The 20,145-nt window shown below is 48.0% G+C and carries 26 protein-coding genes; 13 read left to right on the top strand and 13 right to left on the bottom strand.

The features are described from left to right. Nucleotides 1-160 precede the first annotated feature (160 nt). From BFJ94_RS11785 to BFJ94_RS25395, 6 genes are read right to left on the bottom strand one after another with little or no spacing between them, the layout of a single operon-like run. Nucleotides 161-580: a phage tail assembly chaperone gene (locus BFJ94_RS11785; protein ID WP_120462849.1), complete on the bottom strand. Its 420-nt coding sequence runs from the start codon at nucleotides 578-580 to the stop codon at nucleotides 161-163. A gap of 11 nt (nucleotides 581-591) precedes the next feature. Next, complete coding sequence (locus tag BFJ94_RS11790) at nucleotides 592-1,059, bottom strand: phage tail tube protein (RefSeq protein WP_120462850.1); 468 nt, start codon at nucleotides 1,057-1,059, stop codon at nucleotides 592-594. A 13-nt stretch (nucleotides 1,060-1,072) separates the two neighbouring features. Continuing rightward, on the bottom strand, nucleotides 1,073-2,401 hold the full coding sequence (locus tag BFJ94_RS11795) for a phage tail sheath family protein (RefSeq protein ID WP_120462851.1): 1,329 nt from the start codon (nucleotides 2,399-2,401) through the stop codon (nucleotides 1,073-1,075). Between the two features lies 1 nt (nucleotide 2,402). Then, a complete protein-coding gene (locus BFJ94_RS11800) occupies nucleotides 2,403-2,651 on the bottom strand; it encodes a hypothetical protein (RefSeq protein ID WP_229717155.1) in 249 nt (82 codons plus the stop codon). Beyond that, a complete protein-coding gene (locus BFJ94_RS11805; RefSeq protein ID WP_120462852.1) occupies nucleotides 2,629-3,084 on the bottom strand; it encodes a phage tail terminator family protein in 456 nt (151 codons plus the stop codon). Before BFJ94_RS11805 ends, BFJ94_RS11800 begins: the two co-directional genes overlap by 23 nt. Then, nucleotides 3,081-3,257: a hypothetical protein gene (locus BFJ94_RS25395; protein ID WP_162944249.1), complete on the bottom strand. Its 177-nt coding sequence runs from the start codon at nucleotides 3,255-3,257 to the stop codon at nucleotides 3,081-3,083. The genes BFJ94_RS11805 and BFJ94_RS25395 overlap by 4 nt, the downstream gene beginning before the upstream one ends. Before the next feature lie 291 nt (nucleotides 3,258-3,548). Here BFJ94_RS25395 and BFJ94_RS11810 point away from each other — a divergent pair, with 291 nt between their 5' ends. Continuing rightward, nucleotides 3,549-4,361, top strand: a complete 813-nt coding sequence (locus BFJ94_RS11810; protein ID WP_162944250.1) for a copper amine oxidase N-terminal domain-containing protein — start codon at nucleotides 3,549-3,551, stop codon at nucleotides 4,359-4,361. Nucleotides 4,362-4,415: 54 nt separating this feature from the next. Here BFJ94_RS11810 and BFJ94_RS11815 read toward each other — a convergent pair whose 3' ends face one another. After that, the gene (locus tag BFJ94_RS11815) at nucleotides 4,416-6,122 is read right to left on the bottom strand and encodes a DUF4127 family protein (RefSeq protein WP_120462854.1); all 1,707 of its coding nucleotides are present in this window, start codon (nucleotides 6,120-6,122) and stop codon (nucleotides 4,416-4,418) included. Nucleotides 6,123-6,327: 205 nt separating this feature from the next. Beyond that, on the bottom strand, nucleotides 6,328-6,846 hold the full coding sequence (locus BFJ94_RS11820; protein ID WP_120462855.1) for an ArpU family phage packaging/lysis transcriptional regulator: 519 nt from the start codon (nucleotides 6,844-6,846) through the stop codon (nucleotides 6,328-6,330). Between the two features lie 286 nt (nucleotides 6,847-7,132). Here BFJ94_RS11820 and BFJ94_RS11825 point away from each other — a divergent pair, with 286 nt between their 5' ends. From BFJ94_RS11825 to BFJ94_RS11840, 4 genes are all read left to right on the top strand, one after another. Next, nucleotides 7,133-7,507 carry a helix-turn-helix domain-containing protein gene (locus BFJ94_RS11825; RefSeq protein WP_120462856.1) on the top strand — a complete coding sequence of 125 codons (375 nt, stop codon included), beginning with the start codon at nucleotides 7,133-7,135 and terminating at the stop codon, nucleotides 7,505-7,507. Between the two features lie 123 nt (nucleotides 7,508-7,630). Next, nucleotides 7,631-8,236: an ImmA/IrrE family metallo-endopeptidase gene (locus tag BFJ94_RS11830; protein WP_120462857.1), complete on the top strand. Its 606-nt coding sequence runs from the start codon at nucleotides 7,631-7,633 to the stop codon at nucleotides 8,234-8,236. A gap of 3 nt (nucleotides 8,237-8,239) precedes the next feature. Then, nucleotides 8,240-8,575, top strand: a complete 336-nt coding sequence (locus BFJ94_RS11835) for a hypothetical protein (protein ID WP_120462858.1) — start codon at nucleotides 8,240-8,242, stop codon at nucleotides 8,573-8,575. 840 nt (nucleotides 8,576-9,415) lie between these two features. Continuing rightward, nucleotides 9,416-9,958 (top strand): NADPH-dependent FMN reductase, encoded by a 543-nt coding sequence (locus BFJ94_RS11840; RefSeq protein WP_120462859.1) that lies wholly within the window; start codon nucleotides 9,416-9,418, stop codon nucleotides 9,956-9,958. A 73-nt stretch (nucleotides 9,959-10,031) separates the two neighbouring features. Here BFJ94_RS11840 and BFJ94_RS11845 read toward each other — a convergent pair whose 3' ends face one another. Beyond that, on the bottom strand, nucleotides 10,032-10,409 hold the full coding sequence (locus BFJ94_RS11845) for a MerR family transcriptional regulator (protein ID WP_120462860.1): 378 nt from the start codon (nucleotides 10,407-10,409) through the stop codon (nucleotides 10,032-10,034). A 94-nt stretch (nucleotides 10,410-10,503) separates the two neighbouring features. Here BFJ94_RS11845 and BFJ94_RS11850 point away from each other — a divergent pair, with 94 nt between their 5' ends. The 6 genes from BFJ94_RS11850 to BFJ94_RS11875 all read left to right on the top strand — a co-directional run bounded on the left by BFJ94_RS11850 (nucleotide 10,504) and on the right by BFJ94_RS11875 (nucleotide 15,031). After that, complete coding sequence (locus BFJ94_RS11850) at nucleotides 10,504-11,430, top strand: aldo/keto reductase (protein WP_120462861.1); 927 nt, start codon at nucleotides 10,504-10,506, stop codon at nucleotides 11,428-11,430. Nucleotides 11,431-11,618: 188 nt separating this feature from the next. Further along, a complete protein-coding gene (locus tag BFJ94_RS11855) occupies nucleotides 11,619-12,098 on the top strand; it encodes an RNA polymerase sigma factor (protein ID WP_120462862.1) in 480 nt (159 codons plus the stop codon). Further along, nucleotides 12,095-12,415 (top strand): zf-HC2 domain-containing protein, encoded by a 321-nt coding sequence (locus BFJ94_RS11860; RefSeq protein ID WP_120462863.1) that lies wholly within the window; start codon nucleotides 12,095-12,097, stop codon nucleotides 12,413-12,415. The genes BFJ94_RS11855 and BFJ94_RS11860 overlap by 4 nt, the downstream gene beginning before the upstream one ends. A 96-nt stretch (nucleotides 12,416-12,511) precedes the next feature. After that, nucleotides 12,512-13,693 (top strand): oxalate decarboxylase family bicupin, encoded by a 1,182-nt coding sequence (locus tag BFJ94_RS11865; protein ID WP_120462864.1) that lies wholly within the window; start codon nucleotides 12,512-12,514, stop codon nucleotides 13,691-13,693. A 229-nt stretch (nucleotides 13,694-13,922) separates the two neighbouring features. After that, complete coding sequence (locus tag BFJ94_RS11870; protein ID WP_120465206.1) at nucleotides 13,923-14,504, top strand: bifunctional transcriptional activator/DNA repair enzyme AdaA; 582 nt, start codon at nucleotides 13,923-13,925, stop codon at nucleotides 14,502-14,504. Continuing rightward, on the top strand, nucleotides 14,504-15,031 hold the full coding sequence (locus BFJ94_RS11875; protein ID WP_120462865.1) for a methylated-DNA--[protein]-cysteine S-methyltransferase: 528 nt from the start codon (nucleotides 14,504-14,506) through the stop codon (nucleotides 15,029-15,031). The genes BFJ94_RS11870 and BFJ94_RS11875 overlap by 1 nt, the downstream gene beginning before the upstream one ends. A gap of 3 nt (nucleotides 15,032-15,034) precedes the next feature. Here BFJ94_RS11875 and BFJ94_RS11880 read toward each other — a convergent pair whose 3' ends face one another. Next, complete coding sequence (locus BFJ94_RS11880; RefSeq protein WP_120462866.1) at nucleotides 15,035-15,436, bottom strand: DUF2871 domain-containing protein; 402 nt, start codon at nucleotides 15,434-15,436, stop codon at nucleotides 15,035-15,037. A gap of 211 nt (nucleotides 15,437-15,647) precedes the next feature. Here BFJ94_RS11880 and BFJ94_RS11885 point away from each other — a divergent pair, with 211 nt between their 5' ends. After that, the gene (locus BFJ94_RS11885; RefSeq protein ID WP_268238243.1) at nucleotides 15,648-15,944 is read left to right on the top strand and encodes a YusW family protein; all 297 of its coding nucleotides are present in this window, start codon (nucleotides 15,648-15,650) and stop codon (nucleotides 15,942-15,944) included. A 78-nt stretch (nucleotides 15,945-16,022) separates the two neighbouring features. Here the strand turns inward: BFJ94_RS11885 and BFJ94_RS11890 are convergent, their stop codons facing one another. Then, nucleotides 16,023-16,712, bottom strand: coding sequence for a DNA alkylation repair protein (locus BFJ94_RS11890; RefSeq protein ID WP_120462868.1), 690 nt, complete (start codon nucleotides 16,710-16,712; stop codon nucleotides 16,023-16,025). Between the two features lie 95 nt (nucleotides 16,713-16,807). After that, nucleotides 16,808-17,887, bottom strand: a complete 1,080-nt coding sequence (locus BFJ94_RS11895; protein WP_120462869.1) for a Gfo/Idh/MocA family protein — start codon at nucleotides 17,885-17,887, stop codon at nucleotides 16,808-16,810. Nucleotides 17,888-18,233: 346 nt separating this feature from the next. Here BFJ94_RS11895 and BFJ94_RS11900 point away from each other — a divergent pair, with 346 nt between their 5' ends. After that, nucleotides 18,234-19,043, top strand: a complete 810-nt coding sequence (locus tag BFJ94_RS11900; protein ID WP_229717153.1) for a lipase family protein — start codon at nucleotides 18,234-18,236, stop codon at nucleotides 19,041-19,043. 322 nt (nucleotides 19,044-19,365) lie between these two features. Here BFJ94_RS11900 and BFJ94_RS11905 read toward each other — a convergent pair. Next, on the bottom strand, nucleotides 19,366-20,145 hold a 780-nt coding region (locus tag BFJ94_RS11905), incomplete at its 5' end, for an ABC transporter permease (protein WP_120462870.1).

The raw sequence follows: 20,145 nt of genomic DNA on the forward strand, positions 1-20,145 counted from the left end.
CATCTCTTTCCCGCTTTCTTCTCCGCCTGAATCCGCACCTGGATCATGGCGATCAGCGCGGCCTTCTTGCGCGGTTCCAGCTCGACGAAGTCCCAGGGCATAATGCGAAGCTTGTGGAGGGCGTAGTAGGCGTAGTTCGCCTCACCGTCGCCCTCTTTAATTAGTTTTTTACTTCTTCAGCGAGGTCATTGACATCTCTGTCGAAGCCATTAATCTCCTGTACCTTCTGCAGGAGAGTCGCATACTCTCCTGGCAGCAGCATTTTGCGCAGCAATTGATCGGCACCGAGCACGCCATAGGATTTCTGCAGATCAGCATCCTTAAGATCAGGAAACACAACGCTGGCCACGACGAGCTTGGCCAAATATTCATCCGAGTTCGTGTCCAGGGTGACGATGCCCTTTTCCTTGATTTTGCGCTGGGAGGACTTCCGGATCGCCTCATTCTCATCCTCCGTCATACTACGCAGCTTCCATGGCACCGGCTTGCCGGCTTCATTCTTGAACCGATCCGAAATGATAACGTCCTCTGTAATCTCCGACACTACATTCTGGGCAAAAAATACACTTAAATTACTCATGCTGCTCCTCCTTAAATTCCTTGAATAGTATTGAACGCATCGAGAATGTCATAGTCCTCAAAGGTGAACGGTAGTTCCTCATCCAGCATGTCGTCGCTGGTCGCATCAAGCTTGGCCGCAATGACGCTGTCGAGATTACAATTCTGCAGAATAACGGTCTGTTTGCCCGTCGAGCTGCCCGGCTGCTCATTCACAATCTGCAGGTCGAACCAGAAATCCTTGCCTGTACGAATATAATCGCGCATCAATTGGCGGAATACCGAGGATACATAGTAAATGGTTAATGTGCCGCTGCCCTTCCAACCCGCAGAGCGCTGCGGAGTATTCGTCTTGCCTAGAACAGGAACGTCAACCTTATTCTTCTCGATCGTCGCTTCGATCGTCTTCGCATAGAAGAGCTCCTCATTCCGCCCGTCGATAATGACGAACGCCTTCCCGTGTTTACCGCTAATTGCATCTTGTTTATTGAAAAATGCCATGGTCTGTCCCTCCTTATTGAACTGAAATGCTCATGTAAATTTTCTCTGCACTATCGACTGGCTGAACCGCAAGCTGAATCCAGACTGCATCTACATCCTGACCCGGCAGCACCTCGATATCACTCTGCGAATCGAAATTCTGAATCGCTCCGATTCCCTGCAAGTTATCCAGATAACTGATAACCTCACCCTTCAACAGATTGCGTCCGTCCGCATTGTTATCCGTCTTGCCAACATAGTTCTGGCTAAAGATATATTGAATATCCTTCGCCATCGAATCGAGAACACGCAGCACCCGGTTCTTGCTGAACTTCTTATCCTTATCGGCTGTAAAGGAAGTCAAGGTGTTAATGTCCTGTTCGATGACTACATGCCCATTAACCACACTGAGTACCATCTCACCCTTGTTCAAGGCTTGTACGATCTCGGAATTTGTAAATTTCGGCGCTACATCAACCGCATTCGGGATCGTCGTATAGGTCAGCGACTCATTCACATTGGCCGCCGCTTCCATCGCCGCGATTTCCCATAGCAGGTAGGTAGGCTCTACCGTCAAGCCATCAGCAGTAACGATGCCGTTCTTGAGACTAATGACGCCTTCATAATCGGCTCCAGGGTAGTTATGAACGATCGTCTGGAACTTCTTGCCTTCCTGCTCGCGCAGACGCTTCGTATAAGCGACCGCCAGCTGCTTCACAGCACTATCGTCCACTGGAATACCGAGAACATTGAAATCTTCTGCCTCAAACGCAGCCAGTGCATCGGAATATTCACCCGCACCTCCGCTGCCGTTCGCTCCGCCTGCCAGAGAAGTTCCTGCGGTCTCCGTCAATGCGCCGCTTCCCGCGAACTCGACGAACTCATTCGCCAACAGCTTCTCGGCCGTTTCAACGGTCTGCACATCCACCTTCTCACCATCGAGCAGCGTCTTCACCTCGAAGAAGCCTTCATAGTCCAGACTGGACTGAATGACGATCTGCAGATCATTCCCGCGCGTACCGCCATACTTCGCTGTTGCTGTCAGGCTCCCCAGCTTAGCCGTCGCCTTAACGGCACTGTCTGCCCCAAGACGATAAATCAGAATTTTGCTGGCATGGGCCATCGCCGCCGTAATATGGCGAATCCTTGCATCGGTTGGTCGGAAGCCAAGTGATGGCAAGCACTGCTCCAGGAAGATCTCGCTATGCAAGACGGTAATCCCGCTTTTCCCCCATGAAAGGGGTGCCGGAAAAGCAACGATCCCGCGTTCTCCAAGAGCGCCGATCGATTTTGCCTCCGATTTGAAATTAATATAAACGCCAGGTCTTACCTTGTTCTGAACTGTAAATGTTCCACCCGCCATTTTACTTCACTCCTCTATGTTTAAATTGATTGATTCTCGCTTCTGCTTCCAGCTTCGTGTAACGCTCTCCATCCTCCAGCACGACCGCCAGAATATCCTTCAGCACGCCGGGATAAAATTGCGAAGCCAGAAACTGTGCCTTCGAGTACCTGACCTCCGAACGCACTTGATCCTCCGTCTGTGCCTCAGCTGACATATCCGCTGCTGCATCCAGATCCTTCACCTGCTTAGTTTTCTTGTTTGCTTCCATCTTTCAGAATCCCCTCCTCCTTGAGCGTTCTCATTTTGGATTCATCCACCGGCGGGAGCCAGACCAGGAAATGAAAGCTAAAGTCAAAATGCAATATCCCATTCCGGACCTCATGCCTCATCTGCGTCCCTGTATATCTGGCACCGTCGATATCGAGCTCTCGAAATAATTCGTAGAGCTGCTCCGCCACGTCAAGCACTGACATATCGAGACTTTCAGGCTCAGCCCTGGTCACGTACTGCACTTGAAATGAACAAACCCGGTGATAGCGCAGATTTAGCTCCTGCTCCTGAGATGTTTTTAACAATTCGGCATAAAAATAAGGCCCTTCGGCCTTCGCGATCCTCCCGCTGTACACCGGGATCTTCGGGAAACGTTCAGCTAGCGACCGGATGACTCCGGTCTGAATCGTATCGAGGCTTACCTCAATCATGCACTCGCTCCCTTCATCCCTTTATCCTCCACCACACACCGCGGCAGGCTGCAAAATTGCTTCGTGCCTTCGAGCCGCCCCCATATACAGCTGATGCACAGCTCGGGCTGCTTCCACTCCGTCTCGGTGAGAGGCGCTGCGGGCGGATTTTTGTTATTTCTGCTGATTGGCATTCGCTACCCTCCCAAATAAGAAAAGCCGCTGCAATTAGCTCAGCGACTTCTCTCGTTCTATCGGCGAATCGGGCTTCATGGCCCGTCCGCCTGATTCTCACAATACAAATTTAACACGCCTAAAAGGAAATGAACGGTCATGCAGAGGACAATAAGCGGACATATGTTCGTATTTTGCATTCTACTGAGATTTAGTTAATTTGGTACAGGACAAAATGACTAGAAACCCTTTTGCTGTTCATCACGTCTATAATATAGACGGCTATTCATTCTATGACTTTGGAGGTACATATGCTGAAAAAAATGATCTTATCCATACTTGCTTCGGCCCTACTGGCGATCTCCGCCATTTCGACCTCCAGCTTTGCGAGTTTTGCCGCTGTGAAACTGGACAATGGGAAGCTGCAAAATAATCGGGTGCTCATTCCTCTACGCGATGTATCCCAGCATTTAGGCGCTCGGGTAGAATGGGAAAGTCAGGACCAGCTGATTACCATTATCAAAGATGACACCACCATACAATTAAGAGTGAATTCCAATCAGGTTCAAGTTAATGAAGCCGAGGTCATGCTCGATGTTCCGGCGCAACTGGATCATGGGGGAACGACTTATGTGCCGCTGCGTTTTGTCAGTCAGACCCTCGGGGCAGACGTGAATTGGGATCAGAAGCTCAAGCAAGCAGCGATTGCCTTAGAAGATAAAGAGATTGTGATAAGTATGAAAGTGGAACCCCCCTCTGCCGCGCAAAAAGCCACGATGATCCGGTTACAGCAGCTGGCCGATAAATTGAACGAGGCTAATGATATTTCGACCATGAAGCAGGTTCGCGAGTATTTCCAGCCCTACTTCACGGATAAATTCATTAATTTGATCATTAAGGATAAGGGGCTGCAGAATAAGTACGAATTTAAGGATCTTACCTCCCCAGCCTTCTACACAAGCATGACAACAGGGCGATTCTCACAAGCGATTGATATAGGAAGGAACGAACATGGGAATTTGGTGACGATGACTCGACAGGCTCAGCTAGTCAATATCGATGGGCTCTGGAAAATCGATAGTGTGGTCTTCAAAAAAGATGAGATTCCTGTTTCCGGGGTTTAGAATGTGGACCTCCTACCCACCGTCAAGAAGGATAGGAGGTTTTTTTGAGTGGGATTAATGCAAAGTGACCTCAGGATTCAACGTAATTTCAAAAGCGCGCCCCCATAAAAAGTCTGGATTTTCATAGGGAAGGACAACGCTGCTATAACCCGCCAGACTCCCTGAAGCTCCGCGGATTTGCTTGATATTCCTGGCGCAATCTGGACTGCCGATCAAGAAGGCTGGCTTGCCTCCCAGTGTCGCTACATGAGTCTGCATCCGATCGCGAAGTACACCGCGCATATACTCATAATCCTCCGGCGGGTTGAACAACAGCATGTTCTGATCCGTAAACCCCTGCGGAAGATTGCTGTATTTGCCGTGGCTGCGGGAGTAAGTCCGAATTTCGCCAATGGCCACCGCTTTATAGAAGTAATCCTTCAAGAAGCGCTTGAAGAGCAGTGATCCGTGGGCATTGACAGCTGCTCCAAGCGCCTTCTTCCTTGTCTCCGAGACCAGGAATGAGTAACGCGCCTCGCCCATCCCTAGCGAAATTCCGATTTTATTCCCGGCTGTATTCCAGCCACTATATCCCAAGAGTCGGCCTGTGTATGGGCTTTCCAGCAAAGCTTCCGTTACGGCGGCATTCGCAGCCCCTTGCCCCACAAAATCAACGACTACCGTCGCAATGCCATGGGCTCCATTCGTATTAATCTGGTTCATCGCACTGGTCACTTCAGCAGAGCTCGTGATGGCAATAATTTCGATATCCGGGCAATGAGCTACATATTGACCGCCGATGATATCAATATGTCGCAGGATATTATCATGTACACTCATATATTCATAAGGGTTAATAATCGTAGAACCATGAGGGCCATAATATCGAACCGCAAATTTAGTTCTGGTCCTTCTCCGATGCAATTGATGGGCCATACGAGCCACCAGGGAATGACCAAGACCGTCTGCATCAGGTAAAATAACTGCTCGATCCGGATTCTGTCCCTCACAGCCTCCAAGTGATTGGTTAATGTAGTTCTCCACAAAGCGGATTTCATTAATTTGCACCCCTTCTGTCTTGGCATCATCGACGCCAATAGCCAGAAAATCGATATACCCCTGGCGCACCAGCCGATCCAGCACGTAATAATTCGTTTTGAATTTATGCTGCCGGGTGTTGTAGTAGGCTGTCTTATCAAACTCAGTGGTATCCCCGTACTGTGTGTCATCATCTGATGTGTTATAACCATTCAGAATATCGTCGAAGGTCGTATACGCTTTGCGTGGCTGGCCCATGAAGCTGCGGGATTCCACATAGGTATCATAAGTAAGCCCCTCGGTATAGGTCGTTGTAGCCAGGCGCATAATCGTATCCAGTACATAGATCGGCTTGCGGGGATAGTCCTGTTTGATTTTACGAATGACATCGAGTAGCTGAATAGTAGTAGCGTCATAGTTCGGATAGGCTCCTCCTCCATCCGCCCGTAATCGCCTGCTGCCAATCAGTCCACCATACGCCAGCATATCCGTCGAAATAATGAAGCCGTCGACCGCCGCCGCATGGTCCAGAATGAACTGACGAATCTTCGCTGTATTCCCGAAGACCGGGGAAGAGGTGCTGAGAAGCTGATCCCCTGAAGCATCCGCTACAGAATCGAGGCGATTCCGAATGTCGGCCTCATGGGGTGTAATCAAATGCAGACCTGCCGATTGACCTTGCTTGACCACATCATCCAGATTCACAGGACGGTCATCAAGCGGAACGTACAATACTTTTTTCATCACATAAATCTCCTTTTTCAATGTTCTCCTTATAAATAGAGAAGAGCCGCTGAAATATGCTTCAGCGACTCTCCTGTTTATAAGGGTGGTATGGCTCAATACCAATTTAACATGCTATAAAGCTAGTCAGCGGACATTCAGCGGACAAAATGCGGACATATGTTCCTGTTTTATTATTTATGAAATCATGAAAAAAGTCGGCATTTCAGCCGACGACATGCTTCGTATTTCTCCGCTCAGTATATTCTTTTACCCTCCCGGGCACCTCATCTTCATATACTTCCAGCTTCATCGCCACCGCCAGAATGCGAAGCGCGCTCGCCTTGATCCGTCGATAGGTTCTATCGCTGATCCCCATCTCACCACAGTTGATGAAATCATATTCTGCCTCGCGGCTCAGATAGCTCCGTTCAATAACCTCACGCTGCACCACCGATAAACTGTCCATCGCCTTGTCCAGCAGCTCAGATTTGCGAATCAGTTCCGCCTCCCGATCCACATTCGAGATGGCCAGATGCTCCGACGGCTTGTTGATCTGATTGGTATTCCCGTGATACCTTGGCTCGTAACTGGCCGTTATCCCTGCTTCACGGCGGATAAAGCCGACCTGCCGGTAATGTCGCACCTCTTCCAGGCGCTGTTCGACAGCCGCTCTGGTCGCAGCCTGATGAATGGGCAGATTATCAAATACAGTCAGATAAATATTCGTGTTTCGCTTCGCCACTTCAATCCCTCCCAAGATTCACAGCTATATATAATAATGAGATCACTTGAAAAGCTAATGCCATTTTGGTAACTTATAAAAGGCTACTATTCGAACTCTTTCTCAACTATCACTTTATACTTGCAACAGCTCAGCCCCTTCTTCAGTCATTTTTACCGATTCGGTAACTATATCTCGATTATATATTACCATTTCGGTAATGTCAATCTATGTAATTCTGCAAATATACCTTACCATTTTGGCAACCTTATGCTATAATAGTCTAAACGGTGAAAGAGGAGTCATTATGCAAACCCTTGGTGATCGTATTAAATATCTCAGAGAATTAAAGCAACTTACCCAAAAGGACCTGGCCGCCAAAGCCGGGCTCACGGTCGTCCAATTGTCGCGTTATGAGACGAATGACCGCAAGCCTGATCCGGAGTCGCTGCGCCAAATTGTCGATGCGCTGGACACCAGTGGGGACTATCTGCTAGGCCGGACCCAGGACCCTGCGCCTATGAAGGAAGCAGCCACCAATATGTCTTTTTATGGTGGTCCGGAAAGTTATACCGATGATGAAATTGCCATGATGGAAGCAGCTCTGAAGGCGTACCGTGAACAGAAGAAGAAGCTGCTGCATACAGACCAAACAGATAAAGAGGATGCCGAATCAAAATAATATAGAGGATTCTTGGTCTCTGACGAAGAATCTTTAATCATGGAAGCTTAATCCAGCCCTTACCGTAGAAGGGCTATTATTTTCAATACATAGCGAACATACATTCTTATTCGAGGTGGATTTATGTTATTCTCCTATTACCAGGAAACTCCTCTGGAGCAATGGATCAGCACGGAATATATGAGTCATGGGATTATGGCTCCAGAGCAGCTAGATATCGATCATATCGCCCAGGCCTTTGGCGTGGAGCTGATCTACGAGGCTTGTCCCTCCTTCTCCGATAACGAGGATAAAGTGATTTTTCTGAATAAGCAGACGCAGGAGCTCAATGCCCGACTTATCTTCTTCCATGAGCTATGCCATGTGCTGCGCCATGCCGGGGATCAGCGGGTCATGCCTCATCTTTTCAAGCATGCACAGGAGACGGAAGCCGAGCAATTTGTCCTCTATGCTGCCGTCCCTTTCTATATGCTATCGAGACTTAGCATTCCAGATCAGCACTGTGAGGCGATTCCCTTTATAGCAGAACAATTCCAGGTAACGCCGGAGCTTGCCGAGCGAAGACTGGATCAGGTACAGCGCCGAGTCCTATACGGCACTCTGATCGCGGCGACCCGCGAAGCAGATCGGAAGCAGGCAGCCCCTTCCTGGTCCCCGGAGACCAAGCGGATGCTGAGCCAATTGGAACGTCAAATCAGCGGCGGTCATGGAGGACAAGGAGGGATTTAAGCAATGCGGTTAGCTGTATATTGTGATTTCATATCCGAAGGCATGCATCCCTTCCAGCTCATTATCCGGCCTGAACCTGGGGAATTGGACTGGAGTAAGACGCTCTATCTACCGTTATCCGGCCCGTTCGAACCATTTGAAGCCGAGCAATTCGGCGACCTGATCGGGGCCTCGATTTTGCTCGAGGATCTCGTGGTCGGCAAAGACTCCCCGCAGCAGATCGGCATAGCGCTCCCTCAAGTCGCCGAACGTTACCCGGGGGCCGACATTTCTCTGCTTATCCTGCAAATTGCCGATGTGGAGGAAATATTGGGGTACCGCTGGGGGCAGCAGCTATAATTTGTCTACTCTCCCTTCCGTACAAACTCAAGAACTGCAAATATACGGGAGGTTCGCCAAAGTTACCCATTCCGAGAAAATTCCTGCAAATATGCAGGCTTTACGACCGGAACTCACCTGTTCTGGGGAAATTCCTGCAAATATGCAGGTTTTTCTAACCTTTTCCGCGAAACCGGACCGAAACTTAGAAAAAGGATGCATTATCGCAGGAATTTACCAATATCGAACGTGATACTTGCGAAATTCCTGCATATTTGCAGCTTTGGAGAAACGCGGACTTTGCACCGAGCTCTAGCGAAACGTGGTAACGCTATTCGCGCCCAAAAGAGCCCTTCGAAAATGTAACGAAACTGTTGGAGCGTTACTCCACTCAAATAGCCGCCTAAAGCCCGTTTTTTGCACAATTAGCGATATGGTGTTTCCTTAGATTCGAGCCAAGCTTGTTTTGGAGCAAATAACGTTATGGTGTTTCGTTAGATTAACATTGTGAGCGACATGAGGATTAACCCGTGGATTCATCATTGAATTTTTTCTTTTTGCCTAGATCAGAATCACGGATGGAATCTCCCATTACGCCTCTCCTGCTCAATATCTTAATATTGATTACTGTTTCAAAAATTTCTTAACTAACATTTAGTTAGGTACTTGATTAAGTAAATACAGTGTGTTATATTCATATCGTGATTAAAAAACACCATGAAATCATTTGTTCATTAAGGATGAAAACATACTCTGTGGAAGCTATTAAGTAAGTCGATCCGGTCTCCGGCCGATCCACAGAATGTTCTTATTCTTAACGAAAGTTTTTTACTAAATTAATATTTTTGAGGAGGATTTACTATGTCCAAGTTGAACATCGGTATTATTCTAGGAAGTACACGTGATGGCCGTCTAAGCCCGCAGGTTGGTGAATGGGTGAAGAAAATCGCTGACGAACGCGGAGACGCGAACTATGAAATCGTAGATATCGCTGACTTTAAGCTGCCATTGCTGGGTGAAGCTGATGCGTCGGAGCAAGCAGCGGCTTGGAACAACAAGCTGAACAGCCTGGACGGATTCGTCTTCATCGTTCAAGAATATAATCACAGCATCTCGGCGGCACTGAAGAACGCCCTCGACTATGCTCGTGAAGCGTGGTTTGATAAAGCGGCTGGTATCGTAAGCTACGGCTCTGTTGGCGGCGCTCGTGCTGCTGAGCATCTGCGTGGAATCCTTGGCGAATTGTCCGTTGCCGACGTTCGTGTTCATGCGGCATTGTCCTTGTTCACAGATTTCGAGAACTTCTCGGTGTTCAAGCCGGCTGATCTCCACCTGACTAACCTGAATGGGATGCTTGACCAAGTTCTCGCTTGGAGCGGTGCTCTGAAAACTTTGCGTCAATAATACCTTCCCCCCGAACCATAACAAAAGCCCTCATCTCTCTGTGTAGGAAGAGAAATGAGGGCTTTATTATGATCTAATGATGCGTCGAGAACTTCTCTTTATACATTTGCGGCAGATGATTGATCTTGTATTCAATCGTCTCCAGGCTGCGCTGGGTGTCTCTGATCTGCTGCTCTACATTATGCTTATGCTGAATCAGAATCTCCAGCCCCTTATCCACAACGGCATCATTATCCGTGCAATACTGGATGAAGGTGCGGATATCCTTGATCGGCATGCCTGTATTTTTCAGACAGCAAATCAAGTCAATCCATTCTATATCCTGATCGTGGAACACCCGCTTACCCTTCTCACGGTCTACAAAAGGCAGCAGCCCTTCTTTATCATAATATCTGATCGTGTATACGGACAGGCTCGTCTTCTCGGCAACTTGTGATATAGTATAACCCAACCTGATCTCTCCTTTTATTACACGCGATTTGACATAGAGTTCACTCTAGGCTTTATTCTATTATTGTAGAGAATATGAAGGGAGAATGTAAAGCATGAAGTACATTAACATCGCTGGTACAGATTTGAAAGCGTCAAATATAGTCATGGGCAATATGCGCCTGAAGCAGCTATCCTTGTCCGAGGCCGAGAAGCTGATCCGCACTGCGCTGGACCATGAGATCAACTTCTTCGATCATGCGGATATCTACGGACCTTCCTACGGAGAGTGCGAATCCCATTTTGCGGAAGCGATCCAGATGAATCCTGAAATCCGGGAACAAATGATCCTGCAGAGCAAATGCGGTATCCGTCCCGGTTATTTCGATTTCTCCAAGGAACATATTATTGAAGCAACGGATGGAATACTGAAGCGCCTGAAGACAGAATATCTGGACGTGCTGCTGCTCCATCGTCCCGATACCTTAATGGAGCCCGAGGAAATTGCTGAAGCGTTCGATCAACTGCACCGCAGCGGCAAGGTTCGCTATTTTGGCGTATCCAACCAGACCCCGAACCAAATCGAGCTACTGCAAAAATATACTTCCCATAAAATAATAGCTAACCAGTTACAGCTCAGCATTACGCACACTCCGATGATCGATTCGTCCATCGCCTTCAATATGGATGTCGATCAATCCGTAAACCGTGATAGCGGTGTTCTGGAATACTGTCGTCTGAAGGACATTACAATTCAGGCCTGGTCCCCATTCCAGAAGGGCTTCTTCAACGGGCCTTTCCTTGGCGATCTGGAGAATTATGCGGAGCTCAATCAAATTATCGATAAGCTGGCCGAGAAGTACGGTGTCACCAATACCACCATCGCGGTCGCCTGGATCACACGCCATCCTGCCAATATGCAGGTCGTGCTCGGAACGACAAATGCACAAAGGCTGATCGATTCCTGCCAAGGCTCCGACATTCCGCTCACTAGAGAAGAATGGTACAGCATCTATAAAGCAGGCGGCAAAATCATACCGTAAGGGCCAACAATACGGGTCCTCTCAGGGAGAGAAATTTCTATCATTTCTCTCCCTTTTTGCGTTGTCTGACTCTCTACGAGCAGGGAGTGCCATCGTTTCTGTTGAACACATCATACATAACAAAAATAAAACGGGGAATTTTGAAACGCTTTTGGATCTCGAGAGTCTTATGAATAGGAGGTGAGAAAGTGCCAGATTTCGGTCAGATCTACTCGGAACATTTTTCCGATGTTTATAAATACGTATTGTCCCTTAGCAGGGATGAAGCGATCGCGGAGGAAGTGACACAGGAAACCTTCTTCAAGGCCATGCAGCATATCAACCAATTCAATGGCTCCTGCAAACTGTATGTATGGCTCTGCCAAATCGCAAAAAACACATACTTTACATTTTGTAAAAAGCAAAAGCGCAGTATAGCCTTGGACATGAATCCAGAACAGCCAGATACAACCAACCATTTGGATATGGATTATTCAGATAAAGAAACAGCCAGACGGCTGCATGTTCTGTTACATGTTCTTAACGAGCCGTATAAAGAAGTTTTTACTCTGCGTGTTTTCGGCGAGCTGCCTTTCTCACAGATTGGAGAACTGTTTGGAAAGACGGATAGCTGGGCGAGGCTGATTTTTTACAGAGCAAAAAAACAATTACAGGAGGCACTAAAATGAATCTATCTTGCGAAATTATTAGAGACCTGCTGCCGCTATATCATGATGGAGTGTGCAGTAATGATAGTAAGGCTCTGGTCGAGGAGCATCTGATGTATTGCGCGAACTGTAGGACCGAGCTAATAGCAATGGATCATACGTTCCCTATGAACATGATGGAACAGAATTTAAAAGAAGCCGAAGCTGTAAAAAAACTGTCTAAAGAATGGAAGGCTGAGCAGCTGAAGTCGTCACTAAAAGGAGCGTTATTCACGCTATTAACGGTTATTGTTTTCGTTCTTGTTCTTTATCTATTCATCGGTATAGAGATAGGCTGAACCGCAATCCGAATTAATATTATCCAAGCCCAGACTCATAGATATATGCTGAATGGGCTCAAAAATGATGCCCAGACTCAAGGAGGGATCTCATTCATGGCGAATTCGGAACAGAGTAACTGCGAGCCCCCTCGCATTCCCCAACCGATCCGCCGCGACGGTGCGGGTGGGCCGGATTATGGGCCGCGGGATGTGATGAGAGACCGGGAAAATCCGGATATGCTGGTGCCACCGGTCACCGATTCCGGGCTGCTGCCCAATCTGGTTATGTCTTTCTCCGACACCCATATGCAGCTCAACGAAGGCGGATGGTCGAGGGAAATTACGGTGCGGGATCTACCTATCGCCAAGACACTCGCAGGCGTCAATATGAGTCTGGTGCCGGGAGGGGTGCGGGAATTGCACTGGCATCAGCAGGCGGAATGGGCTTATATGCTACTGGGCAGCGCTAGAATCACAGCGGTGGATCAGGAAGGGCGGAATTTTATCGCCGATATTGAGGCAGGGGATCTGTGGTATTTCCCACCCGGTATCCCGCATTCCATTCAAGCGCTTGAGAATGGATGTGAATTCCTGCTCGTCTTCGATGACGGGAATTTCTCGGATCTCAATACGTTATCCATTTCAGACTGGTTCGCCCACACGCCCAAGGAGGTTCTATCCGCCAACTTCGGCGTCACCGAGGCTGCATTCGCTGGTATTCCCAACGAGCAGCTATATATTTTCCCAGACAAGGTTCCTGGACCGATAGCCAGTCAGGAAGTCAAGTCCCCTTACGGAACCGTTCCGGATCGATTCAACCATAAGCTGCTAGCGCAAACTCCGCTGAAGACGCCAGGAGGGAGTGTTCGCATCGCCGACTCCTCCAACTTTCCAATTTCCAAGACGGTCGCAGCGGCATTGGTCGAGATTAAGCCCGGCGCAATGCGGGAGCTGCACTGGCACCCAAATAACGATGAGTGGCAATATTACCTGACTGGCCAGGGCCGGATGACTGTATTCGCCGGGAATGGAGTCGCACGTACCTTCAATGTTCGCGCAGGAGATGTCGGTTATGTCCCCTTCGCCTTCGGGCATTACATTCAGAACACCGGAGATCAAACACTATGGTTCCTGGAAATGTTCAAGAGCGACCGCTTCGCAGACATCTCATTGAACCAATGGATGGCTCTTACGCCGCGCGAGCTTGTGGAGGCAAATCTGAACGCTACTCCCGAATTGCTGGATGCCCTCCGCAAAGAGAAATGGCCCGTTGTTAAATATGACATGTTAAAATAAACTGAAAAACAAGATAGCAAAAGAGCTTATTCTCTCGTTGAGAATAGGCCTTTATTTTCTTCCGAAATTTCGTTATCTTGCTATTACAGCCTAAAATCAAGCTTTCATCATCGATTGGGAGTATATTAATATACGAAGCTGACATAAAACCGGGGGGATACACTTGAGGAAGCCAGCCGAATCAGGAACTTTACCAAATACTGAACCATCCAGTACTGAGCACGAAGCCATCTCCTTTCATCCAATAGAGCTGACTAGCGAACGATGGAATGCGGTAATCAACAACGATCCAGCTTATGACGGAAAATTCTTCTATGCTGTCAAGTCAACGGGGATCTTCTGTCGTCCCTCCTGCAAGTCGAGACCACCGAAGATCGAGAATATCCGCTTATTTGACACGGCTGAGCAGGCACTGGCACACCATTTCCGCCCCTGCAAACGCTGCAAGCCTACTGGCGAGCGGATGCCCGACGATGAATGGATACAGCTTGTCACCGATTATATCGAGCAGAATTATGGAGCGAACCTCACACTGGAGGTTCTCGCCGAGGCCAGCCACGGGAGCCCCTACCACCTGCATCGAACTTTCAAAAGAGTCACAGGCCTCACCCCGGTCGAGTATATCCAGCAGGTACGAATGAACAAGGCAAAGCAGCTACTGCTCCAATCCGAGCTAGAGATATCCAAGATCGGAGCTAGTGTAGGAATGGCCAATACATCTTATTTCGTCACTCTTTTCAAAAGACTTACCGGGCTCACCCCGGCGCAATATCGCAAACAGCAGCATCCCCCATTAGGAGGTCATATATAATGAAGCAAAAATCACAAACGACGGTATATTGGTCACGCTTGACGTTGGCAGACTGGAGCCTTTATCTGGCGGCTACGGCTCAGGGGCTATGCTATGTGGGTTCTCAGAATAAGGATTTGGAGGAACTGACCGACTGGGTATCCAGGCATTACAAGGAATATCAACTTGAGCAAAATGATCCATTATTACTCCCTTATGCAACCGAATTAACGGAATACCTGCTGGGAAAAAGACAGGGCTTCACACTCCCGACCGCACTTGAGGGGACCGCTTTTCAGAAAAATGTGTGGAATGCCCTCACCGCAATCCCTTATGGGCAGACCTGTTCTTACTCGGACATTGCCAGTGAGCTCAATAAACCAGCGGCAGTTCGTGCAGTAGGCACGGCAATCGGGGCGAATCCCCTCCTCATTACGGTCCCCTGCCATCGAGTGATAGGCAAGAATGGAGCCTTAACCGGTTATCGCGGTGGGCTCGATATGAAGGCGCAGCTGTTACAGCTTGAACGGAGCTGCTCGGGTAATTGAGTCTTACTGCTGCTTAAACGCTTTATTCAACAGCACCATGAACCAAATCAGAGCGAGCCCTATAATCCCATGGGCCATGCCTGCCATATGGCTCAGTCCATTCAGATCATTGCCGTTCACCTGCAGGATTCCGCGCACGGTCATGGAGCCGATGGTCAGCACGAGACCGATATTATAGACGATGAACCAGGCATTATAGGACTTGACCTGATGCACTGAGAAGAGCTTCGACAGTATCAGACTGATCAAGAAGAACATAAAACCGAGAATCAGCACGTGGGTATGCAGGACATTGAGCACGGTATACCCATCAAAGCCCTGGATTTTCGTAAATTCCCGTGAGAACACGCCGAAGCCGAGACCGATCAATAAATAGATAAATGCGGCTATGTAAGATTTTTTCATCGATACCCCTCCAAATATTTACTTTACTTCAGCCCCTATTGTAATGAACTTATCGCAGGATTGTAATCACCCGCACGGGTTGTTAAAAGATTGTTCACATTTGCGAACCGGGAGAGCTGCCGTTCTTTGTTAGAGTGTCTATTGAGATAAATGTCACATGAATTAAGAAAGGAATGACAGCACCAGCATCTCCAACTTCCTCGAATTCGAGCTGGAGGTTGACTACGCCCAAGGGCAATATGAGGTGGATTTCAGTAATCATCACGGCAGGATTCAAGCAGAGATCGAGGATGAACGGGGACAGACGAATAGCAAGCTGCAAGGAACCGCGGCGCTTAAGCAGCTTGAAGCGATTCTGCCTAAGTTAGAGGTTGAGAAAACGACCGCTAAGAAGGATGCGATTGCCCGTACCATGTCTGCCTTCAAATTAGCCGATAATTATCGAGAATTCGAGCTTGAAATCCGTTTTCCCGACGGGGATAAAATCACCTTCAAATCCAATAAGTAAGCTATAAACTTAAACCCACCGTTAGTAGGCCATCAACCTTCAGCGGTGGGTCTTTATTGACTAAGGTAAGGAGATTATCTAATCAGCTTTGCGTTTCATGCCGCGAATGATCTGCTTGGTCGCTGGGGCTATCCGATAAGACTCGGTAATTTTCTGCAGGGCCTTATTATAGGTGAAAAGATCGAGCGAGCTATGCTGTAAGTAGGCCATCGTCGGCTCCGGCAGCTTGATAAAGCAGATGGAGATCGCCCAGGCTACGGCCATTTTGACATAATAGCCCTCATGCCGGATTCCATCGAGAATTTGCAGCACCCGATCGATATATTCCTCCAGTACATAGTATTCAAGCAGCATGACCACCCCGAAGCGGAGCTCATATTCCTGGTCAGAATGAAGATAAGGCTGCAGGAACGTCCACACCTCGTCCAGATGCGATTTCGTTAGCTTTAGTCCGACGCAGAAGCTGTCGCATACCGACCAGTTATTTATTTTGGGCACAAACTGCGCTGTGTATTTCAGCATTTCATCGATATCCTTCGCCGCATAGCCGATCACCATCCCTTGGAGCATCGTCTCTTCGAAATAGTCGTCCTCCGTCTCAGCCAGATAGGCACGCCAATCGGTACGGGTGATCCGCTTCGCGATTTTCCTCAAGGCCGGCAGACGTACCCCGACGATATTATCGATATTCGGAATCAGCTTCGCATTGAACTTGCGGTAGTCCTCCTCAGCTAATTCGAGAATCTGTTCCTTGATCGTCTTCCCCATTATGTATCCTCCATTCTATATACAAAGAAAAAAGCCCAACGGCTCTTGTGCATCTCACAAATTACCGCCAGGCTCCCTTCCATGATATATATCGATTACTTATTAGCAGGCTCGTAAACGTCGAAATCCTTGACTACTTCATTCGTCTCTGCTGCCTTGAATATAGCCTCGATCAGATTCAATACACGCAATACTTCTCTATTCTTGACGATCGGCTCTGCTTTGCCTTCAAGCACATCCGCGAAGTTATCGTAGAAGCTGCTCGGACGGTGATATGGCTCCGGCAAAGTGCCCGTAATCGTCGCTTCTTCGGATGGAGGTGCCATCGTCTTGGTTAATCCGACACCGGCACGGATTGGTTTAGGCTCTATTTTGCCGACTTCATTATTTCGGGTTACCGTTCTTCCGGTCAAGGACCAGTCTTCAATAATCGCTGTTCCCTCTGTCCCTTTGACATACCATCTTGGCAAGGTGATGAAATTCGTCGTTCCTACTTCAACACTGGCTGTAACGCCATTCTCGAATTGCAGCACAGCTTCGAAGCCGTCATCGACCTCATCGCCGAGAATAAAGCTAAGCCGACTCTTGACGCTAGTAATCTTGCTGTCGATCATATCTACCATTTGGTCGAGCAGATGAACGCCCCAGTCGAGCAGCATGCCGCCGCCATATTTCTTAATATGACGCCAGTCGCCCGGAATCCCGTTCGCGCCATGCACTCTGGATTCAATTTGGAACAGGTCGCCGATCGTTCTTTCATTATACATTTGCTTGATGATCAAGTAGTCCTCATCCCAGCGGCGGTTCTGGTGCACCATGAACACCTTGCCCGCTTCATCTGCGGCAGCGACCATCTCTTCGAAATCACTAGTAGACATCGTAACAGGCTTCTCGCAAATGACATGCTTGCCAGCCTTCAAGGCTTGAATAACGAGCTCTTTGTGCACGTCATTAGGTGTTGCGATCAAGACCACCTCTACCGATGCATCGTTCAACACCGCTTCAAAACTATCATAAGCCGGGAAGCCCGCTTGTCTCGATACCTCGCGACGCTCCTCCAGCACATCATAAGTACCTTTTACTTCTACTCTTCCATTCTCTGTGATCAGGTGGCCGTGATAGCTGCCCATTCCCCCATAACCTACGATGACTACGGAATGCTTAGCATGACTCATGATTTTATCTCCCTTCCCTTGTGTAAAACAGTATGATATATTTCATCCCTCAGAGCGAAGCAATCAAGGGAATTCACTTGATTCACTGCACTGTTCTAGTTTATTTTCTAACAACCCTGTTGTAAATGCAAGCGGATTCAGCGAATTCGACATAATTCTTACTTTTCAAAATATCACTCTACTCAGGATGATTATTTAAGCTCATTCTATCAGCATTAGCCCCATCTAGCTATTATAAAATTGCGACAAAGTGAGATCGATCTACGATTCACGTATTCCTTAAAATTCATCTGGGGAATAGGTATCTCTCCATGCTCACCCTAATATATTGTAGGAGAAGGGCGGGATGTATGTGAGATCACAAATGGAACTGGAGAAATGGTCGATCTTTCTAGCTGCAATCTGCGGACAAACTTATGAACAATTCTCGAATCCGGATGGTTCCTTCGTGGTTCCCCCTAATTATTCGGTCAGGGATACCATCGAAGCGAAATCCATCATTAACGAATGGGAGCCCTTCGGGTTCATTTTGGAGTCTGCGAATGATATTATCGTAGCCTTTCGCGGCACCAGTACGGCAACGAATTGGATCTCCGACATCATCGCCACCCAGAGAAAATTCAAATATGTAAAAGAGAACTGCCTGACGCACCGCGGCTTCACGGACATTTATTACTCCGCTCGAAGCCGGATCATGTCCACACTGGCCAAGCTGCCTTCTGACAAAACCTTGTTTGTCACGGGACATAGCTTGGGCGCTGCGCTGGCGACATTATGTGCGATCGATATAGGAGCTAACAGCGAATTTGCTTCACCCTATCTGTTCACATACGGGGGGCCTCGTGTCGGTGACCCTGCCTTTTCTAAGGCTTTTGCCAAATACGTTCCGAGCAGCCATCGCATCGCCAATGAATTTGACGTTGTAACCCATGCTCCGCCCTCCATCTACAAGCTCCCCAAAAGCCAGAAAAGATACTACTACAGCCATGTCCCGACCATCTTCACCCTTAACTTCCAAAACGGCTCCTTCGGCGGCAACCATGTGATAAGCAGCTACTTCGCCGCGCTCTCCAAGCTCCAGCCACAATATGCCCAATTGCTCTGTTCAGCAAATCCGGGATTCTGTCCGGTCGGGGGATCGGAGAAGGATGAGTAGCTGTTCCGAGGGTAGGCCAAGGAGGGGGCAAGGCGGCTCCAAGGTGGCTCCAAGGAAAATTCCTGCAAATATGCAGGCTTCCCCCCTCAAAACCACCCACTCAGAGGAAATTCCTGCGAATATGCAGGCTTTTCCTCACTTTTCTTCTGAATCAAGCTGATATTGAGAAAATACCTGCATTATCGCAGGAATTCACTCCCCCAGGTCGCAATATTGGCAAAATTCCTGCATAATTGCAGGCTGTTGATACCCCCCTGAAAAGTCTTCGCTTATTCGAAAGATAAATCTTTGATCCAAGAGTAACTGGTACTATATAGCCACTTTAACTCCTCCTAAATACGTTACGGTACAAAGTACGCATGACTTTAACAGGGCGCTGACGTTTACTCATAATATCAGTAATTGACTGATAAGCTAGATTAAGTCCGGGGTTCATGGTGGCAATGAGCGAGAAGATGGCAAGTGCCCCCAAAGCTAAGGCGACATCTGCAATATGCATATCAGGATACAAATACTCGCCCCCAAAATAGCTCATCGGGCCTGGACCAAGATAGATGCCTTTGGCGCTAAAGATCATATTAAGCAGGAATGCAGGTATAAAAGCAGCGATCAGGGCACCTACCGATAAGAAGAATGCTTCATTAAAAATAATTCCATAACATTGTATACGGCTGTAACCAATTGCACGTAATGTGCCAAACTCCTGCATGCGTTGATAAAGATTCATACGAATAGCAGAGCGCATTCCGATAGCTATAACCATAATTAGGAATATGATAAATAGATTAAACAACCCCTTCAATGCCATCGACATCGTCGGGTACAGAAGAGACGCTGACTGCCCTGTTTCAGCATACAGTGCTCCATCTTCCAATGCCGCATTCAACTGTTTGGCAAATTCCTTACTGTCACTGGAATCGTTAAGATATATTTTTACAATATCGAAATATCCTTTGTCATACTGAAACATCTCACGAGCATCCTTATCCGATGTGAATCCGTACCAATTGTCCCAACCTGCTCCGTTGTTATAAATTCCTCCAACCATAAATTCCTCTACACGAATTTCTCCAGCAGGAGTTACTGCATTAAGATTCACTTT

The organism is Paenibacillus aceti, from assembly GCF_003614185.1.
Classification (GTDB): Bacteria; Bacillota; Bacilli; order Paenibacillales; family Paenibacillaceae; genus Fontibacillus; species Fontibacillus aceti.